At 57.3% G+C, this 19,705-nt stretch carries 18 protein-coding genes; 8 read left to right on the plus strand and 10 right to left on the minus strand.

Annotation, left to right across the window (positions count from 1 at the left end):
- Positions 1-75: 75 nt before the first annotated feature.
- On the minus strand, positions 76-963 hold the full coding sequence (locus AC2FGE_RS20495; protein ID WP_496821172.1) for an FAD:protein FMN transferase: 888 nt from the start codon (positions 961-963) through the stop codon (positions 76-78).
- Entirely contained in the window at positions 960-3,005 is a 2,046-nt protein-coding gene (locus AC2FGE_RS20500; RefSeq protein WP_496821173.1) for a 4Fe-4S binding protein, read from the minus strand. Before AC2FGE_RS20500 ends, AC2FGE_RS20495 begins: the two co-directional genes overlap by 4 nt.
- A gap of 217 nt (positions 3,006-3,222) precedes the next feature.
- Between AC2FGE_RS20500 and pqqA the strand changes: the two genes are divergently transcribed.
- The 5 genes from pqqA to pqqE are packed head-to-tail and all read left to right on the plus strand — an operon-like array spanning position 3,223 to position 6,329.
- The gene (pqqA, locus tag AC2FGE_RS20505) at positions 3,223-3,330 is read left to right on the plus strand and encodes a pyrroloquinoline quinone precursor peptide PqqA (protein ID WP_170537497.1); all 108 of its coding nucleotides are present in this window, start codon (positions 3,223-3,225) and stop codon (positions 3,328-3,330) included.
- A gap of 26 nt (positions 3,331-3,356) precedes the next feature.
- A complete protein-coding gene (gene pqqB / locus AC2FGE_RS20510) occupies positions 3,357-4,244 on the plus strand; it encodes a pyrroloquinoline quinone biosynthesis protein PqqB (protein WP_496821175.1) in 888 nt (295 codons plus the stop codon).
- Positions 4,241-4,969 carry a pyrroloquinoline-quinone synthase PqqC gene (pqqC, locus tag AC2FGE_RS20515; RefSeq protein ID WP_496821176.1) on the plus strand — a complete coding sequence of 243 codons (729 nt, stop codon included), beginning with the start codon at positions 4,241-4,243 and terminating at the stop codon, positions 4,967-4,969. Before pqqB ends, pqqC begins: the two co-directional genes overlap by 4 nt.
- Positions 4,966-5,253, plus strand: coding sequence for a pyrroloquinoline quinone biosynthesis peptide chaperone PqqD (pqqD, locus tag AC2FGE_RS20520; RefSeq protein ID WP_496821177.1), 288 nt, complete (start codon positions 4,966-4,968; stop codon positions 5,251-5,253). Before pqqC ends, pqqD begins: the two co-directional genes overlap by 4 nt.
- Complete coding sequence (gene pqqE / locus AC2FGE_RS20525; protein ID WP_496821179.1) at positions 5,250-6,329, plus strand: pyrroloquinoline quinone biosynthesis protein PqqE; 1,080 nt, start codon at positions 5,250-5,252, stop codon at positions 6,327-6,329. Before pqqD ends, pqqE begins: the two co-directional genes overlap by 4 nt.
- A 191-nt stretch (positions 6,330-6,520) precedes the next feature.
- Here pqqE and tcuB read toward each other — a convergent pair whose 3' ends face one another.
- The 3 genes from tcuB to AC2FGE_RS20540 are packed head-to-tail and all read right to left on the minus strand — an operon-like array spanning position 6,521 to position 9,676.
- Positions 6,521-7,600 (minus strand): tricarballylate utilization 4Fe-4S protein TcuB, encoded by a 1,080-nt coding sequence (tcuB, locus tag AC2FGE_RS20530; protein ID WP_496821180.1) that lies wholly within the window; start codon positions 7,598-7,600, stop codon positions 6,521-6,523.
- Complete coding sequence (gene tcuA / locus AC2FGE_RS20535; protein ID WP_496821181.1) at positions 7,590-8,984, minus strand: FAD-dependent tricarballylate dehydrogenase TcuA; 1,395 nt, start codon at positions 8,982-8,984, stop codon at positions 7,590-7,592. Before tcuA ends, tcuB begins: the two co-directional genes overlap by 11 nt.
- A gap of 11 nt (positions 8,985-8,995) precedes the next feature.
- Positions 8,996-9,676 (minus strand): GntR family transcriptional regulator, encoded by a 681-nt coding sequence (locus AC2FGE_RS20540; protein ID WP_496821183.1) that lies wholly within the window; start codon positions 9,674-9,676, stop codon positions 8,996-8,998.
- Positions 9,677-9,766: 90 nt separating this feature from the next.
- Between AC2FGE_RS20540 and AC2FGE_RS20545 the strand changes: the two genes are divergently transcribed.
- Complete coding sequence (locus tag AC2FGE_RS20545) at positions 9,767-10,819, plus strand: AbrB family transcriptional regulator (RefSeq protein WP_496821193.1); 1,053 nt, start codon at positions 9,767-9,769, stop codon at positions 10,817-10,819.
- Here AC2FGE_RS20545 and AC2FGE_RS20550 read toward each other — a convergent pair.
- From AC2FGE_RS20550 to AC2FGE_RS20570, 5 genes are all read right to left on the minus strand, one after another.
- Positions 10,788-11,768, minus strand: a complete 981-nt coding sequence (locus tag AC2FGE_RS20550) for a D-2-hydroxyacid dehydrogenase family protein (RefSeq protein ID WP_496821184.1) — start codon at positions 11,766-11,768, stop codon at positions 10,788-10,790. The two genes, AC2FGE_RS20545 and AC2FGE_RS20550, sit on opposite strands and share 32 nt — an antisense overlap.
- On the minus strand, positions 11,765-12,001 hold the full coding sequence (locus AC2FGE_RS20555; RefSeq protein ID WP_496821186.1) for a hypothetical protein: 237 nt from the start codon (positions 11,999-12,001) through the stop codon (positions 11,765-11,767). The genes AC2FGE_RS20550 and AC2FGE_RS20555 overlap by 4 nt, the downstream gene beginning before the upstream one ends.
- 50 nt (positions 12,002-12,051) lie before the next feature.
- The gene (locus tag AC2FGE_RS20560; protein WP_496821188.1) at positions 12,052-13,140 is read right to left on the minus strand and encodes a 4-oxalomesaconate tautomerase; all 1,089 of its coding nucleotides are present in this window, start codon (positions 13,138-13,140) and stop codon (positions 12,052-12,054) included.
- Between the two features lie 79 nt (positions 13,141-13,219).
- Positions 13,220-15,250, minus strand: a complete 2,031-nt coding sequence (locus AC2FGE_RS20565; RefSeq protein WP_496821189.1) for a tripartite tricarboxylate transporter permease — start codon at positions 15,248-15,250, stop codon at positions 13,220-13,222.
- A gap of 81 nt (positions 15,251-15,331) precedes the next feature.
- Positions 15,332-16,420, minus strand: a complete 1,089-nt coding sequence (locus AC2FGE_RS20570; protein WP_496821190.1) for a tricarboxylate transporter — start codon at positions 16,418-16,420, stop codon at positions 15,332-15,334.
- Between the two features lie 139 nt (positions 16,421-16,559).
- Here AC2FGE_RS20570 and AC2FGE_RS20575 point away from each other — a divergent pair, with 139 nt between their 5' ends.
- Together AC2FGE_RS20575 and AC2FGE_RS20580 are read left to right on the plus strand one after the other, a co-directional pair.
- Positions 16,560-17,228: a response regulator transcription factor gene (locus tag AC2FGE_RS20575; RefSeq protein WP_496821191.1), complete on the plus strand. Its 669-nt coding sequence runs from the start codon at positions 16,560-16,562 to the stop codon at positions 17,226-17,228.
- Positions 17,225-18,592, plus strand: coding sequence for a sensor histidine kinase (locus tag AC2FGE_RS20580; protein ID WP_496821192.1), 1,368 nt, complete (start codon positions 17,225-17,227; stop codon positions 18,590-18,592). Before AC2FGE_RS20575 ends, AC2FGE_RS20580 begins: the two co-directional genes overlap by 4 nt.
- Positions 18,593-19,705: the final 1,113 nt, after the last annotated feature.

Raw genomic sequence — 19,705 nt, forward strand, 5'->3', positions numbered from 1 at the left:
GACCAAACGCGCAGTCCAGGCCTGTTGATAGAAAACCAATAAACAAAGCAAAGCCCCGGTTCTCCGGGGCTTTTTTTATCCAGTCAGGGCTCTCACAGTACCGTTTGGGTGAATACAAATAGCGGTGGTTTCGTTGTCGATTTCAGTAAGAACGGAGCGGATTTCCGCTTTGCTCGCGTAACAGAAAGCCGTCGACAACGCATCAGCAATCGTCGCGTTCGACGACTGTACGCTGACCGTGGACCATTGCGGCGCGCGTGTGCCGCTTGGGTCTAGAATATGCGGAGCACCCGAGCGCGTCTGTGCCACCGACGGGCTGGAGGTTGCAACAGCGCGATCCCGCAGTCGGATTGTTTCAACCAAACCATGCAGCGGGTCGGAGACGCCCAGGTTCCAGATGCGGCCTCCGGCGTGGAACTCTCCGACATTGACCAGCACATTCGTCCACCCGGACTGACGCAGCACGCGCGCGACAAGGTCTGTAGCGTATCCTTGAGCTATTCCATTGAAAGTCAGAGATTGGCCCCGATCCAACTGAATTCGAGACCCGGTAACACTCACCCGATCCCAACCAACGAGTCGCTTTGCTGCTTTGATCTCTTGGGAGGTGCTGGCCACCCAAAGCGGCTGGACCGTCGGATCAAACAGTCCTCCGGTCAGTTTGTATGCGGTATCGCTGACCGCGAGTAGAGATAGAAAATCTGCAGCAGGATCGCTCAGATACCCCATGCGATTCAGCTGTGACAAGGTTGAGTCCGGACGGTAGAGGCTAAAGAGCGCCTCACACCGTTCTAGCGTGGACTGCACCTGCAAAATCGCGTCCTGTGCTGCGTCAGGATCACCTTCGAGGGTTAGGCGGACCTCGGCCCCCAAGGCATAGCCTTGCCATTGGAAAGGACGCGCCTGTGCAGGTGTCGCAAGGGCGGCAGCGGAAATGGCGAGAAAGCGCCGTCGGTTCATCATCGCGCAGCCACCCCTTGGCCCCGGCGCCGCGCTGCGATGATCAGCGGCACGCAGCGGCTTTGGTCATCGTGAATGGCGACACAGTCAAGACATTGAAAGCATTCATCATACTGGATTTCGCCGGTTTTCCGGATCGCGCCGTATTTGCATTTGACCTTGCAGAGCTGACAGGGTGAACCGCATTCGGCGCGGCGTTCGATCCAATTGCGACCGCGCAGCAATCCTCCGATCGCCATAAAGGCCCCCAGGGGGCAAACGTAGCGACAAAACCCCTTGAACAACACCATGCTCAGCACCAGCCAGAATATCGCGTAGGCCGCATAATACCACTCGCGGACAAAGTAGGTTGTAATCGCGGTTTTGAAAGGTTCGACCTCGGCTGCTTTGTCAATCTGATCCGGGGCGATGAAGACGACCGATATCAACGTCAGAAGAATGGCATATTTCAGCCATTTCAACCGATTGTCCCATTTTGGCGAGGGTTCGATCTGTGGGATACGCAGTGCTTTACCCAGGTGATGGGCAAATTCCTGCAACGCCCCGAACGGGCACAGCCAGCCGCAAAATAGCCCCCTGCCCCACGCCACGAGGCCAGCCAGTGCCACCGCCCAAACCAAAAGCGAGAAGGGATCGTAGAGCAGAAACGCAAAGCTTCCGCCTTCCAAGGCCGTGCGCAGAGACCCCAGAACCGTAACGATTGACAGCTGACCCTGTCCCCACCAGCCGATGAAGCCTGTGACAATGGCAAGAACCCCAAGACGCAACGGGGTAAACAGCGGTCGAGCCGCAAACGCGTTCATCCGCAGGCCCAAAACACCGACGAACCCGGTCAGGAAAACCCCCAATACGATCATATCAGCCTGGCGGTTCCGCAGCGCTTCCAGCCAGGGCGGCGCTGGTTTGACCTGTACTGGCCTGTCAAAAAACCGTTCGGGCGTGCTGTGAGGTACCTCTAGTGTCACCGAGCCCGTTTCGGGTTGAAACATACCGTGTTCACGCACCGCCAGAACCTTAAGCACCCACTCACTTGCAGGATCAAATCCCAACCTGCGATCCGTCCGCAAGATCATGGCGACTCCGTCCGGCATGTTATCTGACAGCTCAACCAGAAGGTCTGCATCACGCAACGCGACCGGAAGCCCACCCTGTTCGGCCGCGATCCAGTCCGGTGCGGTGTTGCGTACAAAATCATCGCTGACCAGTCCGTGGCGGGCAGTTTCGATCAGAAGGATGGGTTCGTCATTGTCTGAGATTTCCATAAAGTTCTGCAGCTCTTCAAAACTGTCTTCAGACAATGCCGCACGGGCGATGGATTTGGGGCCCAGATCCACAATCCAGAGATCAAGATAGGGGTCTTCAGGATAGTCCTGCGCCTCGGGGTCGTCATCTTCCCACAAGGTGCCTTCGAACAGAGTGTCGATTTCGGCATTGGTAACTACTTTGTGCGTCGCGATGCCCTGATCAACTAAATCCTGCCAGGTCAAATTCTCTTCGTAATCGGGATTCGGAAATGCCGGCGGCGATGTTGCCAACCCCTTCATTTTCTCGCGCGCGACGGCCAAAGCGGCCCCCATAACTGACTCATGCGCGATCCGAACGCTGGCTGTCGCTTTTGTGACCCCGTCCAAATACACAAGAGACGACCCGGAGGCACCATCTCCATACGGCGTGCCAACCACGATGGAATCCGATATCGAAAGCCCACCATATTGTTCGAAAAACTTGTGGAACGGCGCCTCTCCGAGACCGGATACAAAGATCGGCTCGTTGTGTTCAATAAGTTGAACGTCCAGGAATCGCCCCTCGAAATCCAGAACAACAAGCAAATTTATGGGTGCTCCGGAAAAGCCGGGCAATGGTGCTAGAGGCTCGGATTCAAACACATATCCCACCTCTGCACCACCCGAGTTCAGCAAACTGTAAACACCATCTTCATTCAAAGCTTCGCCCAGCGACATCGGTGCCCGTACGTAGGGTTCGATCTGTTCACGCGGCAAAGGCTCGGCCATGGCCGCAACGCTGCCAAGCAGTAACACCAACATAAATTGAAACACGCGCATGTGCGGCAGAGTAACTTTCCACCCTTTGGCAGGACATTCGACAAAAGTCTTAAGCAATGTATCTACGACCCTAAGACTGTTGACGCGAATTCCCGGACCACAGAAACTATTGCCAATTCCTACGACCAAAGCATCATTTTCCACGGATGGCTCGAACTGTAGGTTTTGAAGAAACCAGTTGATCATGGGAGGAACGATCATGACTTGGAGCACACCGAAGCTGAAAGAAGTGAACTGCGGAATGGAGATCAACATGTACTCTCCGTCCGAGGATGAAGGCCGCGAGCACGAGCGCGACCTGTTTTAATCACTTGAACTCAGCGGGGGCCCAAAGTGCATTTTCTGGTTCTTGGGGCTTCCGCAGGCGGTGGACTGCCACAATGGAATTGTGGTTGCCGGAATTGCGAGGATGCTCGTAAAGGGCTTATACCGCCTTCCGGTCAATCTTCTTTGGCGGTATCGCCGGACGGTGTGAATTGGAGCATTCTCAATGCCTCGCCGGATATTCGGCAGCAGATGTTCGACAATCCCCAAATGCACCCCCGGTCTTTGCGCGATACACCGGTTCTCTCGGTTCTGCTGACCAACGGAGATATCGACCATATTGCAGGTTTGCTCAGTCTGCGTGAACAAACCCCTTTTACCCTGTTTGCAACAGGCGACATTCTGGATGTGCTTTCAATCAACCGGATCTTCGATGCGGTGAACCGGGCGAAAGTAGATCGCAGACGAATTTCTCTGGACCAAGATTTTGATCTTCAGGATGGGCTTCAGGCAAGATTGTTTGCAGTCCCCGGCAAAGTGCCTTTGTTCATGGAAGACGGCACAGTGCAGACCGACCTGATCGGAGAACAAACAGTCGGCGTACGACTTAGCGCAAGCGACAAGGTCGCCTATTACATCCCCGGATGTGCGCAGGTGACACCGGACCTTCTGTCTCAGATCGCAGATGGGGATCAGCTGTTCTTTGATGGCACACTTTGGGATGATGACGAAATGATCCGAACGGGAACCGGCATCAAAACCGGGCAACGCATGGGCCATATATCTGTCAGCGGGCCCAATGGTTCAATCGCTCAGCTAGAAGGCATCCGGGCAGCCAAGACATTCATACATATCAACAACACCAACCCGATGCTGCAGCCCAACGGGCCAGAGCGAGCTTTTGTCGAGAACGCGGGCTGGTCCATCGCTTACGACGGGCAGGAGATCACCATATGAGCCGTGAAACGCTGGAAGCCCGCCTGCGCCAGATCGGCGCTGAGCGCTACCATGATAAGCACCCGTTTCATCATCGGCTTCATAGCGGGCAGTGTACACCTGATCAGGTGCGTGCCTGGGTGATAAATCGATGGGCCTATCAGTCAGCCATTCCGATGAAAGACGCAGCTTTTATCTCACGCTGTACAGATCCCGATATCCGACGCGAGTGGCGTACCCGGATCGAAGACCACGACGGTGGCGTTGACCAGGGTGGCGGCATCCGAAGATGGCTCAAGCTGGCCGAGGCAGTGGGATTGGACCCTGACTATGTTGCGTCCGGCCAAGGCATCCTTCCAGCGACCCAGTTCGCCGTGGATGCCTATGTGCATTATGTCCGGGAAAAACCGCTTCTTCAGGCCGTTGCGTCCTCACTGACGGAATTGTTTGCACCAAAAATCCACGAGCAACGGATTGAAGGACTTCTGGAACATTACGACTTCGCGAATTCAGATAGCCTGTCCTATTTCCAGAAGCGCCTGACCCAGGCGCCCAAAGATGTGGCGTTTGGCCTGAATTGGGTGCTCGATCATGCCGACACGTCTGAAAAAGAAGATATGGCCTGTGAGGCTCTGGTTTTCAAAACCAATGTCCTTTGGGCTCAGCTCGATGCGCTTTGGGGGGCCTATGTCGAACCCGGCTTGATCCCTCCCGGAGCGTGGACACCCGGGGAAGGTCTGGCATGACACTCGAACTGCTCCCCAAAGATCGCCCTTATCTGCCACGCGGTGTACGAATTCAACGCGACAACGTTCGCAATCGCACGGTGCTGATGGCCCCGGAAAAAGTGATCGAACTGGATGAGATCGGTGTCGCGATCCTTACAAGAATCGATGGCGACACCCGTTTCGATCAGATCATTGCCGATCTGGCTGAAACCTATAACGCACCGATCGATAAAATCGCACAGGATGTTCAGCAATTTCTGCAGGCCCTTCGCAGCCGATTGTACCTGATGGTGCGGATATGAGTGTGCAACCACCCGTCGCACTTTTGGCAGAGTTGACCCATCGTTGCCCGCTCAGCTGCCCTTATTGCAGCAATCCGATCGAGCTGGAGCGCAAAGAAACCGAGCTGGACACCGACGCGTGGAAAGACGTGTTCCAACAGGCCTACGACATGGGCGTGTTACAGCTGCATTTGTCCGGCGGCGAACCCGCATCACGCCGCGATCTGGAAGAGTTGACCGAGGCCGCCGCAGCCACCGGGCTCTATACCAATCTGATCACGTCGGGCATAGGTTTGACGCCAAAGCGATTGGATCGCCTTGAGGCGGCTGGACTGGATCACATCCAGCTGTCGCTGCAAGGCACCAACGCGGCTTTGGCCGATCGGATTGGTGGGTATCGCGGAGGTTTTGATCGCAAGATGATCTTCGCCAAAGAGGTCAGCGCGCGGGGCATTCCGCTGACATTGAATGCCGTTATGCACCGTCAAAACCTGGACGATCTGGATCGTACAATTGAAATGGCCGTGGAACTTGGAGCGCGCCGACTAGAAGTGGCTTGCGTTCAGTTTCACGGTTGGGCTTTGGAAAATCGATCCGCCTTGCTGCCAACCCGCGAGCAAACCCAAATGGTAAAGAATACCGTTGCCGATGCCGCCCAGCGTCTTAAGGGTGTTCTTGCCTTCGATTTTGTACCGCCTGACTATTATTCGGACTATCCCAAAGCCTGTATGGGCGGCTGGGGTTCAACAGGCCTGAACGTTACGCCCAATGGCACCGTCTTGCCTTGCCACGCGGCCCAGACAATCAAACATATCCACTTTGATACTGTCCGAGACAAAAGCCTTAAGGAAATCTGGTACCAAGGCGAGTCTTTTAACATATACCGCGGAACCGATTGGCTACCCGAGCCCTGTCAGAGTTGCGACCGCAAAGAAGTGGATTTTGGTGGCTGCCGGTGTCAAGCGCTCGCGCTGTCCGGTGATGCCGCCGCGACTGATCCGGTTTGCCAGAAATCACCAATGCATGCTCAAATCGCGACGGTACTGGATCAACTTCCCAACTCTATGAACACCACGTTAGTTTATCGCAAAATCTAAGCCCAACTCTGCTAGCATCAAAGCTATTAACAAGATGCTGAACAGCTTTGGTTAGACCCGCCTGCGCGATCTCATCAGCCTTCAAAGAAAACTGCGACAGAACCCACTCGAAGTGCTGCAACGCAGCGTTCTTCTCTATCATATTTGATCCTTTTGCATGTTCTTTCTGCTCACTCTGACGCGACAGCCTGTTAACAGACCATGGACACATCTCTTTTCCGTTGCGCGTCCCGGATGAGCGCCGCAACCCGATAGAAACCGTGAGCCATTTTTGTGTAAGGCGTCAGGAGGAAGAAGGTCAGGACCGATCCGAGGTGGATGGTCAGCAGTGCGGGCATCAGAGGCGTTGAACCGAGGGCATAAAGAACCAGCCCGCTGAGCCCCACAAACCCGAGCAACAGGATCAAGCCGATATCCCCTCCCCAGGCCGACGGATCGCCGAGGTCTCGGTCTGACTTTTGCTTGAGCAGCGCCATCGCACCGCACCCCACCGTCAGCAGCAGCCCCCCGGAAATCCCGAACAGTTTCGGCAATGACCAGAATCCGTAAGGCGCGAGCATTCCGAAGCCATAGTGCATGATCGTCGCCACCGAGGTCGACGCAAAGCACAGCAGGAAGCCATACATGATGGCGTGGTGGATGTGGCGTCGGCGCTGACTGAAACGGTCTTCGTCCTCGAAGTTACAACCCTCGCCATGTCCTGCAGCCAGTTCCTGCATCTTGCCCGCGCGTTTGAGCGCAGCCATCAGATCAGACATCTGGATCGGTTTGCCGCCAACCTCGGTCCAGTAACGCCTCAGGCTGAAGGCGATACTGAACAAAGGCAGCAGGAATGCAGGCGCAAAGATCGCGACCATCGCGTTATGCGACAGGACGGCATAAAACCCTTCGCTTCCGCTGGAGCCGATGGCGCGGGTCGCCCAGAACAACAAGGCAAATCCGACCACAAGCGCCAGAGCGATGGCCCCGCCATGGGTGTGGAACCGGCGTGCCAGCGGCTGCGGCCAGGCGAATCTCTCCCAACTGTCGCGCCGCACTTCGGCCAGCGCCTTGGGCAGGTTCAGGTCAAACGCGTGCGGGGCGGTGTACTGACAGGCGTAATAACAGCCTCGGCAGTTGTGGCACAGGTTGGCCAATTGCGTGATGTCCCCATCCGAGAACGCGCGTTCCGCATGAAGCGACGGGAAGACCGAGCAATAGCCCTCGCAATAGCGGCAGGCGTTGCAGATCTCGGCCTGACGGCGGGCTTCCTGAATAAGATCAGTTTGCATAAGCGGCGGCCTCTCGTCCTGCGATGCGTCCAAAGACAGTTCCGATGGTCATGCCAAAGCCCGCCAGATAGCCTTGCCCAAGGATCGACCCGGCCATCGTTTCCCCGGCCGCCCAAAGGTTTTTGATCTTACCGCTGGGCGTCGAACACTGGGCCGTCTCGTCAACCTTCAACCCAAGATAGGTAAAGGTCACGCCGGTCCGCAGCGAGTAGCCGTAAAACGGCGGTTCGGTGATCGGGCGCGCCCAGTTGGTCTTGGGCGGGATCAGCCCCGAGGTCGCCACCCCGTCCAGTTCGGTCGGATGAAACCCGCTGGTGTCACCGCAGGCGGCGTTGAATGCGCTGACGGTTGCTTTCAGTTTGTCCGCAGGCAGGTCCATCATCCCGGCCAATTCGTCCAACGTGTTCGCCTTTAGCGGAGGGAACACGGACGGCATGAACAGATTCAGCGACTTGGCGTCGATGATGGCATAACCCACCTGATCCGGCTGCGCCGCCACCAGACGCCCCCAGATCGCATAGCGCTTGGGCCAGACATCCTCGCCCTCGTCATAGAACCGCTGGGCGTCCTTGTTCACGACGATGGAGAACGGCACGCAGTCCAGACGGGTGACGATGCCGCCGTCAAATTTGGGGGCACGCCCGTCGATGGCCACGGCGTGGCATTGGGTCGGGTCACCGACGCTTTCTACTCCTAGGTCCAGCAGATCAGACAGGACCACGCCTCGGTTGTACGGCGTTCCCCGGATCAGAAAGTTCTTCGCAGGCTCACCCCAGGCGCGGGTGAGCCAATCTGTGTCGGCCTGAAAGCCGCCGGAGGCAACGATGACCGCTTCGGGCGTGATCCGATGAGATTGGCCTTCATAGGTGTAATCGACCCACTCGATCCGATCACCATTCAGTTCCAAATGCGTGACGGCGGCCTCATACAGCACATCAACACCCAGCCCCGCCGCCGTCCGGTAATAGGCATTCACCAGAGATTTGCCGCCCCCCATGAAAAACGCATTGGTCCGTGCCAATGACAGCGTACCGGAGAGCGACGGCTGAAACCGAACCCCGTGTTCTTGCATCCACGGCAGGCATTCTTCCGACGTCCGGATTGCGAGGCGGGCAAGATGTTCGTCGGTTTTACCACCGGTGACTTTCAGCAGATCCGAGAGGTATTCGTCTTCGCTATACGCCTCGACGAGCGGGCCCAACGGGCCCGAATGCATACACCGAAAATTGCGCGTATGGCGGGAGTTTCCGCCGCGATAAGGTTTTGGCGCCGCTTCAAGGATCAAAACGCGCGCGCCGGCCTCAGCGGCAGTCATCGCAGCGCAGAGAGCCGCATTGCCGCCACCGATCACAGCGATATCGTAAGCTTCCTTTGGGGTGGCCATATCCTGTCTACCTACTGGCTTTCGTCGATTGAGCGGTCGCGATCCTGCAACGCTCGGATTCGCATGCGTTGTGCCGCGTGGATATGTGCGCGCATCTCAGTCTCCGCCGCTGCGCCATCACGGGCTTTCAGGGCGGCCATGATGCGGCGATGTTCAGCCACCGCGGCCTCGGCCCTGTCCCCATCCAGCAATTGCGACGGGCCCAGGATCAACAGTGCCTTTTGCAGAGACAATATGGACTTAGCCAGAAACCGGTTCTTGGCCGCATCCAGAAGCGTCGCATGGAAAATCCGGTTGATCCGCGCGGCCTCCGGGCCGGTGCCCGCCTCGGCCAACCTGTCGTTCAGCACATCCAGCTCCTCCAGCTCGACATCCGACGCCGCACGGGCTGCAAGACGGGCCGCAGTGCCCTCGAGCACAGCGCGCATCTCATAGAGCTCCATCACCTCGGCGTAGTCCAGGCTGCGCACCGTTGCGCCCTGTCGGGGAATATGCGTGACCAACCCATCCGCTTCCAGCTGTCGGATCGCTTCGCGCACAGGCGTGCGGCTGACACCCAGCCTCTCGGACAACTCAATCTCACGCAGCCGTTCACCAGGCAGCAGGCTGCCTTCGCGGATTTCCTCCAGCAGGCGCTGATACGCGGAATTGCCTTGCGGGCCGGGCTGCAACGGGTCGTCCTGAAAGGTCATAGCGCGCTCACTTGTATTCTTGCGTCCATCTGTATACATTTGGATACATATTTAGTCAACCGCACCGGAATCGGCACTTTGTCCACCCAGATCAACGCACCCTCTGCAGCGAAACAAAAAGCTGTAACCTTTGCGCTTGCGGTGCTGGGGACCGGGGTATTCTGGGCTTTGAACTTGCCACTGCCCTTTTTGTTTGGCCCGATGTGCGCCTGTCTGGTGGCGGCGCTGGCCCATGCGCCGATGCAGGGGTTCGGGCAGGTCTCGGTCGCGGCGCGCACCATTTTGGGCGTGGCGGTGGGGGCGTCAATCACACCGGCCCTATTTGCCGAATTGCCGAAAATGGCCGCGTCGATTGCACTGATCCCGTTCTTCATCCTGTTGATCGCGCTTGTCGGCGTGCCATTCTTCCGCAAGGTCTGGGGCTTCGATACAACAACCGCATTCTACGCGGCCATGCCCGGCGGGTTGCAGGACATGATCATCTTCGGGACCGAAGCCGGGGCAAACCCGCGCACCCTGTCCCTGATCCATGGCACGCGCGTGCTGATCATCGTGACGTTAGCTCCGCTATTCCTGACCGTGTTCTATGACGCACAGCTAACCAACCCAATCGGAGAGCCCGCGCGCGACATCCCGCTAGGTGAATTGGCCTTGATGGTGCTGGCGGCATTTGTCGGCTGGAAAGGCGGCGAGCGCATTGGCCTATTCGGTGCGTCCATTCTGGGACCGATGATACTGACGGCTGCTTTGTCCCTCGGAGACTTCATCCATACCCGCCCCCCGCGCGAGGCCATCCTGGTGGCGCAGTTCTTCATCGGTTGCGGGATTGGGGTGAAATTTGTCGGTGTTACTTGGGTGGAATTGCGCAAGGTCGTTGCCGCAGGCTGCGCCTACGTGGTTGTTCTGGCCGTGCTGGCGGCGGCGTTCACTGCCGTTGTCACCACATTAGGACTTGGAAAACCGGTCGAGGCATTTCTGGCCTTCGCCCCCGGCGGGCAGGCAGAGATGACGGTGCTGGCCATCGTTTCAGGCGCGGATCTGGGCTTTGTGATCACGCATCATCTGACAAGGATCGTATTGGTGATCATCGGTGCGCCGATCGCCGCCAACCTTATTCTGCGGTGGTCCAAACCTCGGGGTTGATCATGTGGATCGGAACACTTTGGGCATAAGCGTTCACCTGATCGAAGATGTCGGCAAATTGCAGATCGAACTCATCCTCGGTCACAAAGCCGATATGCGGCGTCGCGATCAGGTTGGGATGCGCCAGCAACGGATCGGTCGGGTCTGTCAGCGGCTCGGTGTCGAACACATCAATTGCGGCTTTGCCGGGGCGACCGGCGTTGAGCGCCTCTAGCAAAGCGCCCGGAGCAATCAGCCCGGCCCGTGAGGTGTTCACGAACAGCGCCCCAGGCTGCATCTGTGCAAAATCTGATGCGGTGATGATCCCACGCGTGTCCGGTTTCAGGCGTACATGGACCGAGACGATATCGCTTTCGGCAAAGAACGCCGCGCGGTTCGACGCGACCGTAGCGCCATCTGCGTGTGCGCGCGTCCGACCATCCTCGGATGACCACCAGACCACATTCATCCCGAACGCCCCGGCGTACCCCGCAACCGCGCGTGCGATACGCCCGTAGCCATAAAGCCCGAGCTGACGACCACGTAGGGTCTTGCCCACGCCGGCCTGCCAATGCCCTGCCTTGGCCGAGGCTATCTGCGCAGGCAAATCCCGCATCCCCGCCATGATCAGCGCCCAAGTGAGTTCGGCCGCGGCATAAGACGGCGTGCCGCCATGCATGTTCGAACACAGCAAAACACCTTGATCTGTGCAGGCTGGAACATCGACATGAGGATAGACGCTGCGTTGGCTGATCAGCCGCAAGTTCGGCAGCTTTTCCAGCAAGGCACGAGTGACTTTGGTACGCTCGCGGAACAGCACCAGCACCTGAGCCTCCTGCAAACGCACGGCCAAGGCGTCCGTATCTTCGACATGATCCGTCCAAACGGTCACATCATGACCGGAGAGCTTCTCAAAACACGGCAAGCCGCGCAGCGTGTCGAACCAGTCATCAAGAATGTGTATTTTCATCGGCTTTCAATACTCTGCCCGGTGGTCAGTTTTCTTGGCGTCGGCACAAAGTGCTGCACGTCGAGGGCAGCCAGCGCGTTTCGGACACGTTCGCTCTGGTCCAGCAAATGGTTGAATTGCTCGTCGCACCCCGCGATTGGCGTTGGGTAGGCGGCCATATCCCGCCGCAACGCCGCTTGTGCCAACCTAAGTTCCTGACGCGCGATTTCGAGGCATTCCGAAAAGTTGTCCATCGTGACCTCCTTTAATGTATACTATAGTATACTATTTTAAGATTACCCGATCAACTCCCCTTCCACACCGATTGCGGCACATAAACATGCCCGTCCGCCAGCTTGCGCGCAGTCCGCACAAGGCCCGCAGAATTCACGGTGAACCCGTGGTCGGTGGTGAAGTCCACCAACACGTCGATCTTGCCCGATGCGTGCTCCAGCACGACCTCAGCCGGGCTTGTCGTCGGGCGATCCAGCAAACCGTCCGCGATCGTACCGGGCGTCAAAGCGCAGGACGCCATGCACTGCGCACCGGTGACCGCCATGGTCGGATGGGTGTTCCACGGCATGAAATACCGCACCGCAAGCGTTCCGCCCTCTCTGGCAGGCGCGACAAGGCCGAATTTGGGGGTCACCGACTTCGACACATCCCCCATCCCCATCCGTTCCCCTGCTTCGATCCGAACGGCCTCCATCCGGTCAAAAAAGGCGCGGTTAGCGTCCAGATCTTCGGCACTTTCATAGCCCGTCAACCCGAAATCGGCGGCTCGGGCAATAGCCATTGGCATGGCGACGTCCATGCAGGTCAGTTCGATCCCCTGAACCGTATCGCGCAGGTTGCCCGTGGGCAGGAAAGCGTCCGTGGCTGATCCGACGACGCCCATGAAACTCAGCTGCACCGGAGCAGACTGGCCCGGAACTCCGGCAATGCCCGTATCACCCTCGTAAGTCAGCTTTCCCCCCAGTGTCTGAACCCGGGACACAACGCGGGCCCCGGTGTTAACCGCCCGGATACGGATTTCGGTTTCATCACCCTTGGGTTCGAACAGTCCCATTTCGATGGCAGCGGGGGCGACACCAGACAGGATGTTGCCACACGTGGGTTTGAAATCGACCAGTTTTTCTTCGACCGCAACCTGCGCGAAGAAATAATCGATATCGGCCCAGTCATCCTCGCTGACCGACAGCATCGCAACCTTGGTGGTCACCGCTGCACCGCCACCGATGCCATCGATGTTCAGCGATTGCCCGGCTCCGATTGTGGCGATCAGCACTTTGGCCAGAGTGTCCAGATCCTCGGGCAGATCAGAGCGGCGGAAATACGGACCCTTCGAGGTGCCGCCGCGCATAAAGATATATGGGATTGCGGTTTGGGTCATCGGGTGTCCCCCTGCCAACGTGGTGTGGTGTTACTTCTGCCCGGCCTGTTGCTCAGGCCGGGCAGCATCAACGGACTGCTCATTTCAGCGGCCACGGCAGGCTGACCATGTCCTGCAACAGACCCGGTGGGAAATCCCGGTTCAGCGCGCCCGCCATCAGACACATGAAGCCGATACCGCAGGCGGTCAGGATCAGCGCCATCTGCCAGCTGGCCCCGGCCCGGATGCGGAAGAACGCGATCAGGAAGCCCAGCAATGCAAGGATGAATCCAACCACCCATGTCGCCGCGATCAGACCTGCGAACCACGCCAGCGTGGACCACAATCCATGGGGTGCACTGGCGTCCTCACCGGCGATTTCCTTATCGGCGAAAATCGCATCACCCTCGGGCCGTCGCATCATCTGGATCAGAAGGATCACGCAGCAAACCAGCGAGACGCTGCCGATCACCAGAGGGATGATCTTGTCGGTCATATTGTAGTCGGGGATCATATTGGCGTTGACCAGCGCGACGATCAGATAAGCCATTATCACCAACAGGAAGATTAGCGGCGCGCGCTTCGTACCGGCCTGCACGTCACCTTCGGCCATGATCATCTTGGCCTGCCGGATGCCCAGAATGACCGAAACAACGGTGACCACGATCAGCACGATGACAATGGGGCTGAATACATATTCCATCCCTTCACCAAAGCTTTTACGGAAGCGGAATGATGCAATCTGGAAGGCCTGATTTGTGAATTTCTCAACCGGATTCGATAGAACGAAACCGATCAGGAAGGCCGGGCGCGACCAGTCGAAACGGCGCAGAAAGATGCCGATCAAACCGATCACAAACAGGGCCAGCAGGTCTTCGAAATTCTGACCGGATTGGAAGGCCGCAAAGCTGATCAACATGAACAGGAATGGGGCGAGATAAGTAAAGCGGATCGTAGTCAGCTTGGCGATCCCGCCCGAGGCCGCGATGCACAGGATGGTGCCCACCACATTGGCCAGCGCCAACAGCCAGACGATAGAATATGTAATGTCGAGATTGTCCTGAAGCATGCTCGGACCGACTTCGATATCACCCGATCCCAACAGAGCAACCGCACCGATGAAGATCGCCATTGAGCCGGAACCGGGGATGCCGAACAGAAGTGTCGGCACCAGACCGCCACCTTCCTTGGCGTTGTTCGAGCTTTCCGGGCCGATGACCCCGCGCACTTCACCTTTGCCGAAATTGCTTTTGTCTTTTGTGGATTGCACCGAATGGCCGTAAGCGATCCAGTCAACAACCGAGCCGCCAAGGCCTGGAATGACGCCAACGATCACGCCAATGATCGAGCAGCGAACCGAGAGCCAGATGTTCGCAAACCAGTCTTTGACGCCATCCAGCCATCCAGCGCCCAACGAGGCGCCTTTGGCAATCGAGCGATCCTGCCGCAGCAGCGAAACGATCTCGGGTACGGCAAAGATTCCCAGACCGACAATGACGAGTTTCAGGCCATCGGTCAGATAAGGAATGTCATATGTCGCCATTCGCAGCGAGCCACCCGCATCGGCCTCACCAATCGTACCGACCATCAGTCCTAATCCAGCGGCGGCAACCCCTTTTAACGGTATGCGACCTGCCAGAATGGCAACCATCGACAAGCCGAGAATAGTGATCATCAGCATCTCAGGCAGACCGAAGGCCAGCACTATCGGACGCGCGACTAGGATGAACATGGTCAAGAAGGTCGCGCCAACGAGACCACCGAATAAGGATGAAGCAAAGGCAGCAGACAACGCCCGCGCGGCCTCTCCTTTTTTTGCCATCGGGAAGCCGTCAAGCACGGTCGCCTGCGAAGCCGAACTGCCTGGTATCCCCATCAGAACCGATGCAAATGTGTCTGAGGTCGGAACGACGGCAACCATCCCGATCATCAGCGCCAGACCCAGGATCGGGTCCATGCCAAACATGAATGGCAGCAAAAGAGACAGACCAGCAATGCCGCCGAGCCCCGGGAAAACTCCAACGGCCAGCCCCATGACAACGCCGAGCACAAGATAGCCCAGAACGATAGGTTGCAGGATCAGAGCCCACGCATCACCAAGCGCAGGAAGAGCTGTGGCGAAAGCCTCCATTGCGGCCGCCTTTCATTCAAATTTATAGAATTCAGATGGCGCGGCCCTCGTGTGAGAGGGCACGCGCCGTGACCGGCCAGCTTAGTTCAGCTCGACGCCGTAGGAGTCTTTAAGCCAGTTCAGGACATACTGCTTGGCGTTGTCATCCACGCTCGTTGCAGTTTGAAGCGCTGTCTTAGAGCCGTCGCCCACGAAAACAGGGTATTTGCCTACACGCTTGGAGGAGATGTCCGCAAAGTCGCCACGCTCGGTCACTGCCTGGAAGGCTGCAGTGTAAGCATCGACCACCTCTTGCGGCGTGTCCCCTGGCAAGAAGGCCAATTTCTGAACTGGGAAGCCCGCGACGAAGAAGGCTTTCCATGCGTCCCATGCCTCACCGCTGGTTTCGCAGCCATCGGTGGCCTCACAGACCTCTTTGAAGGTCGGAATGTCGGGGAAAGTCGGATCGCGCACGATATTGCCATCGGCATCCAGCGCACCCCATGTCATCATCGGCACGGCCTTACCAGCCTCGACAAGCGGGGCAGACCCGCCCAGATAGCCAGAGGAGGTTTGATAGTCGATATTGGCCTCGCCGCGTTCAAACATCAGGCGCCCGTCTCCACGACCTTTGATGCCGAAGACGGGCTCAACATTCATGCCCAACATCTGCCATGCCAGCAGTGGAACGAGGTCCAGACGGGTCGCTCCCTGCGAGCCGTAGATGAAACTGGTGTCCTTCAGAGCGTTCGCGGACCCGTCGAACTTGGCACCGTCCTCGGCATTAAGATAGGCTACACCACCAGTGCCCGATGCCATGACCGGAATCCAGTCGTTATATTCGTAACGCACGCGCGGGTCGCTCAGAAGATAGGGAAACTGGGTTGAGCCGGATGTTCCAAACAACAAGGTGCCGTCATCGTGGCTTTGCTCCTGAAACCAGTTCGCGCCTTTGGTGGACCCTGCGCCGGGCATGAATTTGACCACTACAGTGGGCTGACCCGGCAGCGCCTCGGACAGAAGCGGTGCAAAGAAATTGGCCCACTTGGCGGAACCACCCGTTTCCGAGAACGGAATGACCCATTCGATGGTCTTGCCCGAAAAATCAACCTCGGCGGCGACAGGTGCTGCGATTCCGGCGGCGGCGATCAGCCCCACGACGGCGCGGCGGGTAAATTTGGAAATGGCCATTGGTTCCTCCCTGTTGACCAGACAACCACGTCGGCGTCTTCTGTGCCACCGTGATCGCAAATAGAATTGTGGGGTTGATTCCCCCTCCCATCTGACAATCATGGAGCGCCAACCTTGCACGAAACTTGCAGGAGCCCGAATGCGGATCGTCATCGTCGAGGATAATGAGACCCTCGCAAACGCTATTGCCTACCGCTTGCGCGATCGTGGTCATGCCGCAGATGTGCTAACGGATGGCGATGCGGCCGAGCTGTATCTGGAGCAGGAAGGGGCGGACCTGATCGTTCTGGATATCAACTTACCGGGCCGGTCAGGGTTGGAAATCCTGCGTTCGCTTCGCAATCGGGGAGACAGCGTCCCCGTCATTTTGCTGACCGCGCGCACCGAAACCAGTGACCGGGTTTCGGGTCTGGATATGGGCGCTGACGACTATCTGGTCAAACCATTCGAGATGGACGAGCTTGAGGCCCGCATCCGTGCCCTGTCGCGCCGCAAACAACTGGACTACGGCGCGCGCGAGATCATCGGAGACCTCGAGTTTGACCGCACCGCACGGCAGGTCAGCGCAAAAGGCCAAGTTTTGGACGTGCCACGCCGGGAAATGGCTGTGCTTGAATGTCTGCTGGAACGACGCGGCAGGATCGTCCCCAAAAGCCAGCTGACCGACTATGTTTATGGCGTGGGCGCGGATGTCGAGGACTCAGCCGTTGAACCGCATGTATCGCGGTTGCGCAAACGCCTTCGGAACCTTGGCATTCAGATCAAAACGGCGCGTGGTCTTGGATACCTGCTTGAGGTGCAGAAGTGACCAGGCATGGCTCGCTCAGGCTTAGGTTGTTCGTTTTGATCCTGACGCCTTTGGTTCTACTCGCAATCCTACTTGGCTACTGGCGCTTCACTGTTGCGCAGAAAACGGCGCAGGAACTTTTCGACGACAGCCTGTTATCCGCCGGCCTGGCAATCTCGCGCGATGTGGCGGTGTCAGAAGGTGATGCCTTGTCACCGACCACGCGCAGCCTAATCCGCGATGCATCGGGTGGAGAGATTTTCTATCACGTGACCGGACCCGGCGGCATCTACGTGACCGGGTATGCATACCCTCCGGCCTCAGCAAACCCGTCAGAGCAGGACGTTTACCAACCGCAGTTCTTCGAGGCTGTATATCGAGACGAACCAGTGCGTGTGCTTAAAATGACCGAACGGGTCACGCTGGGCAATCTGGTCGGGGATGCGACGGTCACGGCATGGCAACGCATCGCGGATCGCAACGCCTTTGCCAACGAATTGTCGATCCGTGCAGCGATCCTGATGAGCATCCTGATGGCCACTCTTGCCTTTGTCGTCTGGTTCGGCGTTGCGCGCGGCCTGCGGCCGTTGCTGGATTTACAGGACGCGATTGACCTGCGCTCGCCCGACGACCTCAGCCAGATCAAACGCCCGGTCCCGGTCGAAGTCCATGGCATTGTTCGAACGCTGAACCGTCTGTTTGGGCAAGTCGAACACAGCATCAACGCCCATCAAGTGTTTATCTCAGAAGCAGCGCATCAGCTGCGAAATCCGGCAGCCGCAGTCCAATCCATGGCCGAGGCTCTGCGAGATGCAAAAACGGATGAGGACAAGGACAAACGCATTGTCGAGCTTGTGGCAGCCGCAAAGAATTCGGCCACTGTGGCAGAACAGCTATTGTCGCTGGAGCGTTTACGGCAACCTACGCATCAGGATCAGATGGCTAAAATCAATTTCCGCCTGGTCGTCGAGGAAGCCTGCGCAGAGATGGGGGTTTCGATCCTTGCGAAAGGGATCGACTTCGAGGTCGCCATGCCGGATACAGCGATCCTGGTCTCGGGAGATCAGCTGTTTTTGACCGAGGCCATAAAGAACCTGCTGGACAACGCAGTTAAGCACGGCGGCGCAAAGTTGAGCCGAATTTCAGTTGTGCTGCGCTGTGACGGCGGGAAAGTCGAACTAACGGTGGCCGATGATGGAACAGGCCTTTCGCCCGATCAAAGCAAAGCTGCATTCAGCCGGTTTTCGCAGCTGGAATATTCCGAAGGTAGCGGTTTAGGGTTGTCGATTGTCTCAGCTGTAGCGAAGCGCCACGGAGGAGTGGTCGCGATCAACCAAGTCGAAAAAGGAGCAAGCGTTACGCTTCAGCTTCCTATTGTCAAATAGTTCGATTCCAATTCTGCTCGGAATGCGAAACCTGTCACAATCAAAGAAAATTTTTTGATTGCAGCGAAGGTCTGCTGTCCGCCGATTCTGTTGAAAACAACGTGTTGCTGGCGCAGAAAGAGGTCGCCTGAGCGAAGGCCGACACCGTGATGAATGACGGCACAGGGCTCATACCTCCGGTCGGGGCACCTCGCAGAGAATGGCGGCAGAGAGCCCGGCTCGGTCATTGTAACTTCGTGCTGCAAACGCACGCAGCGGAAAAATCGCTGCATTTGCATCCATACTGATGCTACAACGCAGCGTAAGAACCAGTCATTCTTGTTCAGCGCAGCAATCACGGGGTTCGAATTCACGGGTCGCGGGACACAGCCGCCTTTTGCTCACGCCGCTTTTGCTGACGCAGAAACTCCTCGCGGGCGCGGCGCGCTATTTGTTGCATCGCAGAGGATTTCCCGATTGAGGTCATTCATCGGTGTAAAATTCAGCTAAATCCAAACCGCCTTTTCGCCGCAAGCCGGATCGATCATCGAGGAGCAGACAAACCTGACTTTTGCTCATGCCGCTTTTGCTGACGCAAAAAATGCTCGCATGTGCCGCGTGTAATTTATTGCGCCGCAACGGAATTCACGAATCCGGACGTCCAACCGAATTAAGAATTACAGATTTCAAACTCATTTTTCGCAGCAATCAGGATCAATCATTAAGGATCGGTGCTAAATGTACGTTGACTCTCATTGCTTCCTCCAATTCACAGAGAACGTCTTCTATGATGGCCAGATTGATCTAACTAATTCGATTATCGACTACCGTTTGAGCGCCCTAGATAAAGCGTTGCTGCAGAAGGCGACGCGGCGGCAAACGAAAAATTTTTCAAAAAATCTGCCGCATGTCATGCAGTTGACGAAGGTAAGAAAAAAGTGGGCCCAACGATGTTTGGTGTTTGGGGCCGAGAAGCTAGCGCCGTTGAGGGCTACAAATACTCACCAGCGATGGGAGAAGCCGGGTTTGTTTGGGATAAAGAACACTTATCTGGGTTCCTAGGTTCTGGACCCATTAATTTGGTTGCCGCCATTTCGGCTGCGTGATTCAAGCCCCTGAGTTTCAGGGGTATAT

It is taken from the genome of Ruegeria sp. YTSA075, assembly GCF_059610245.1.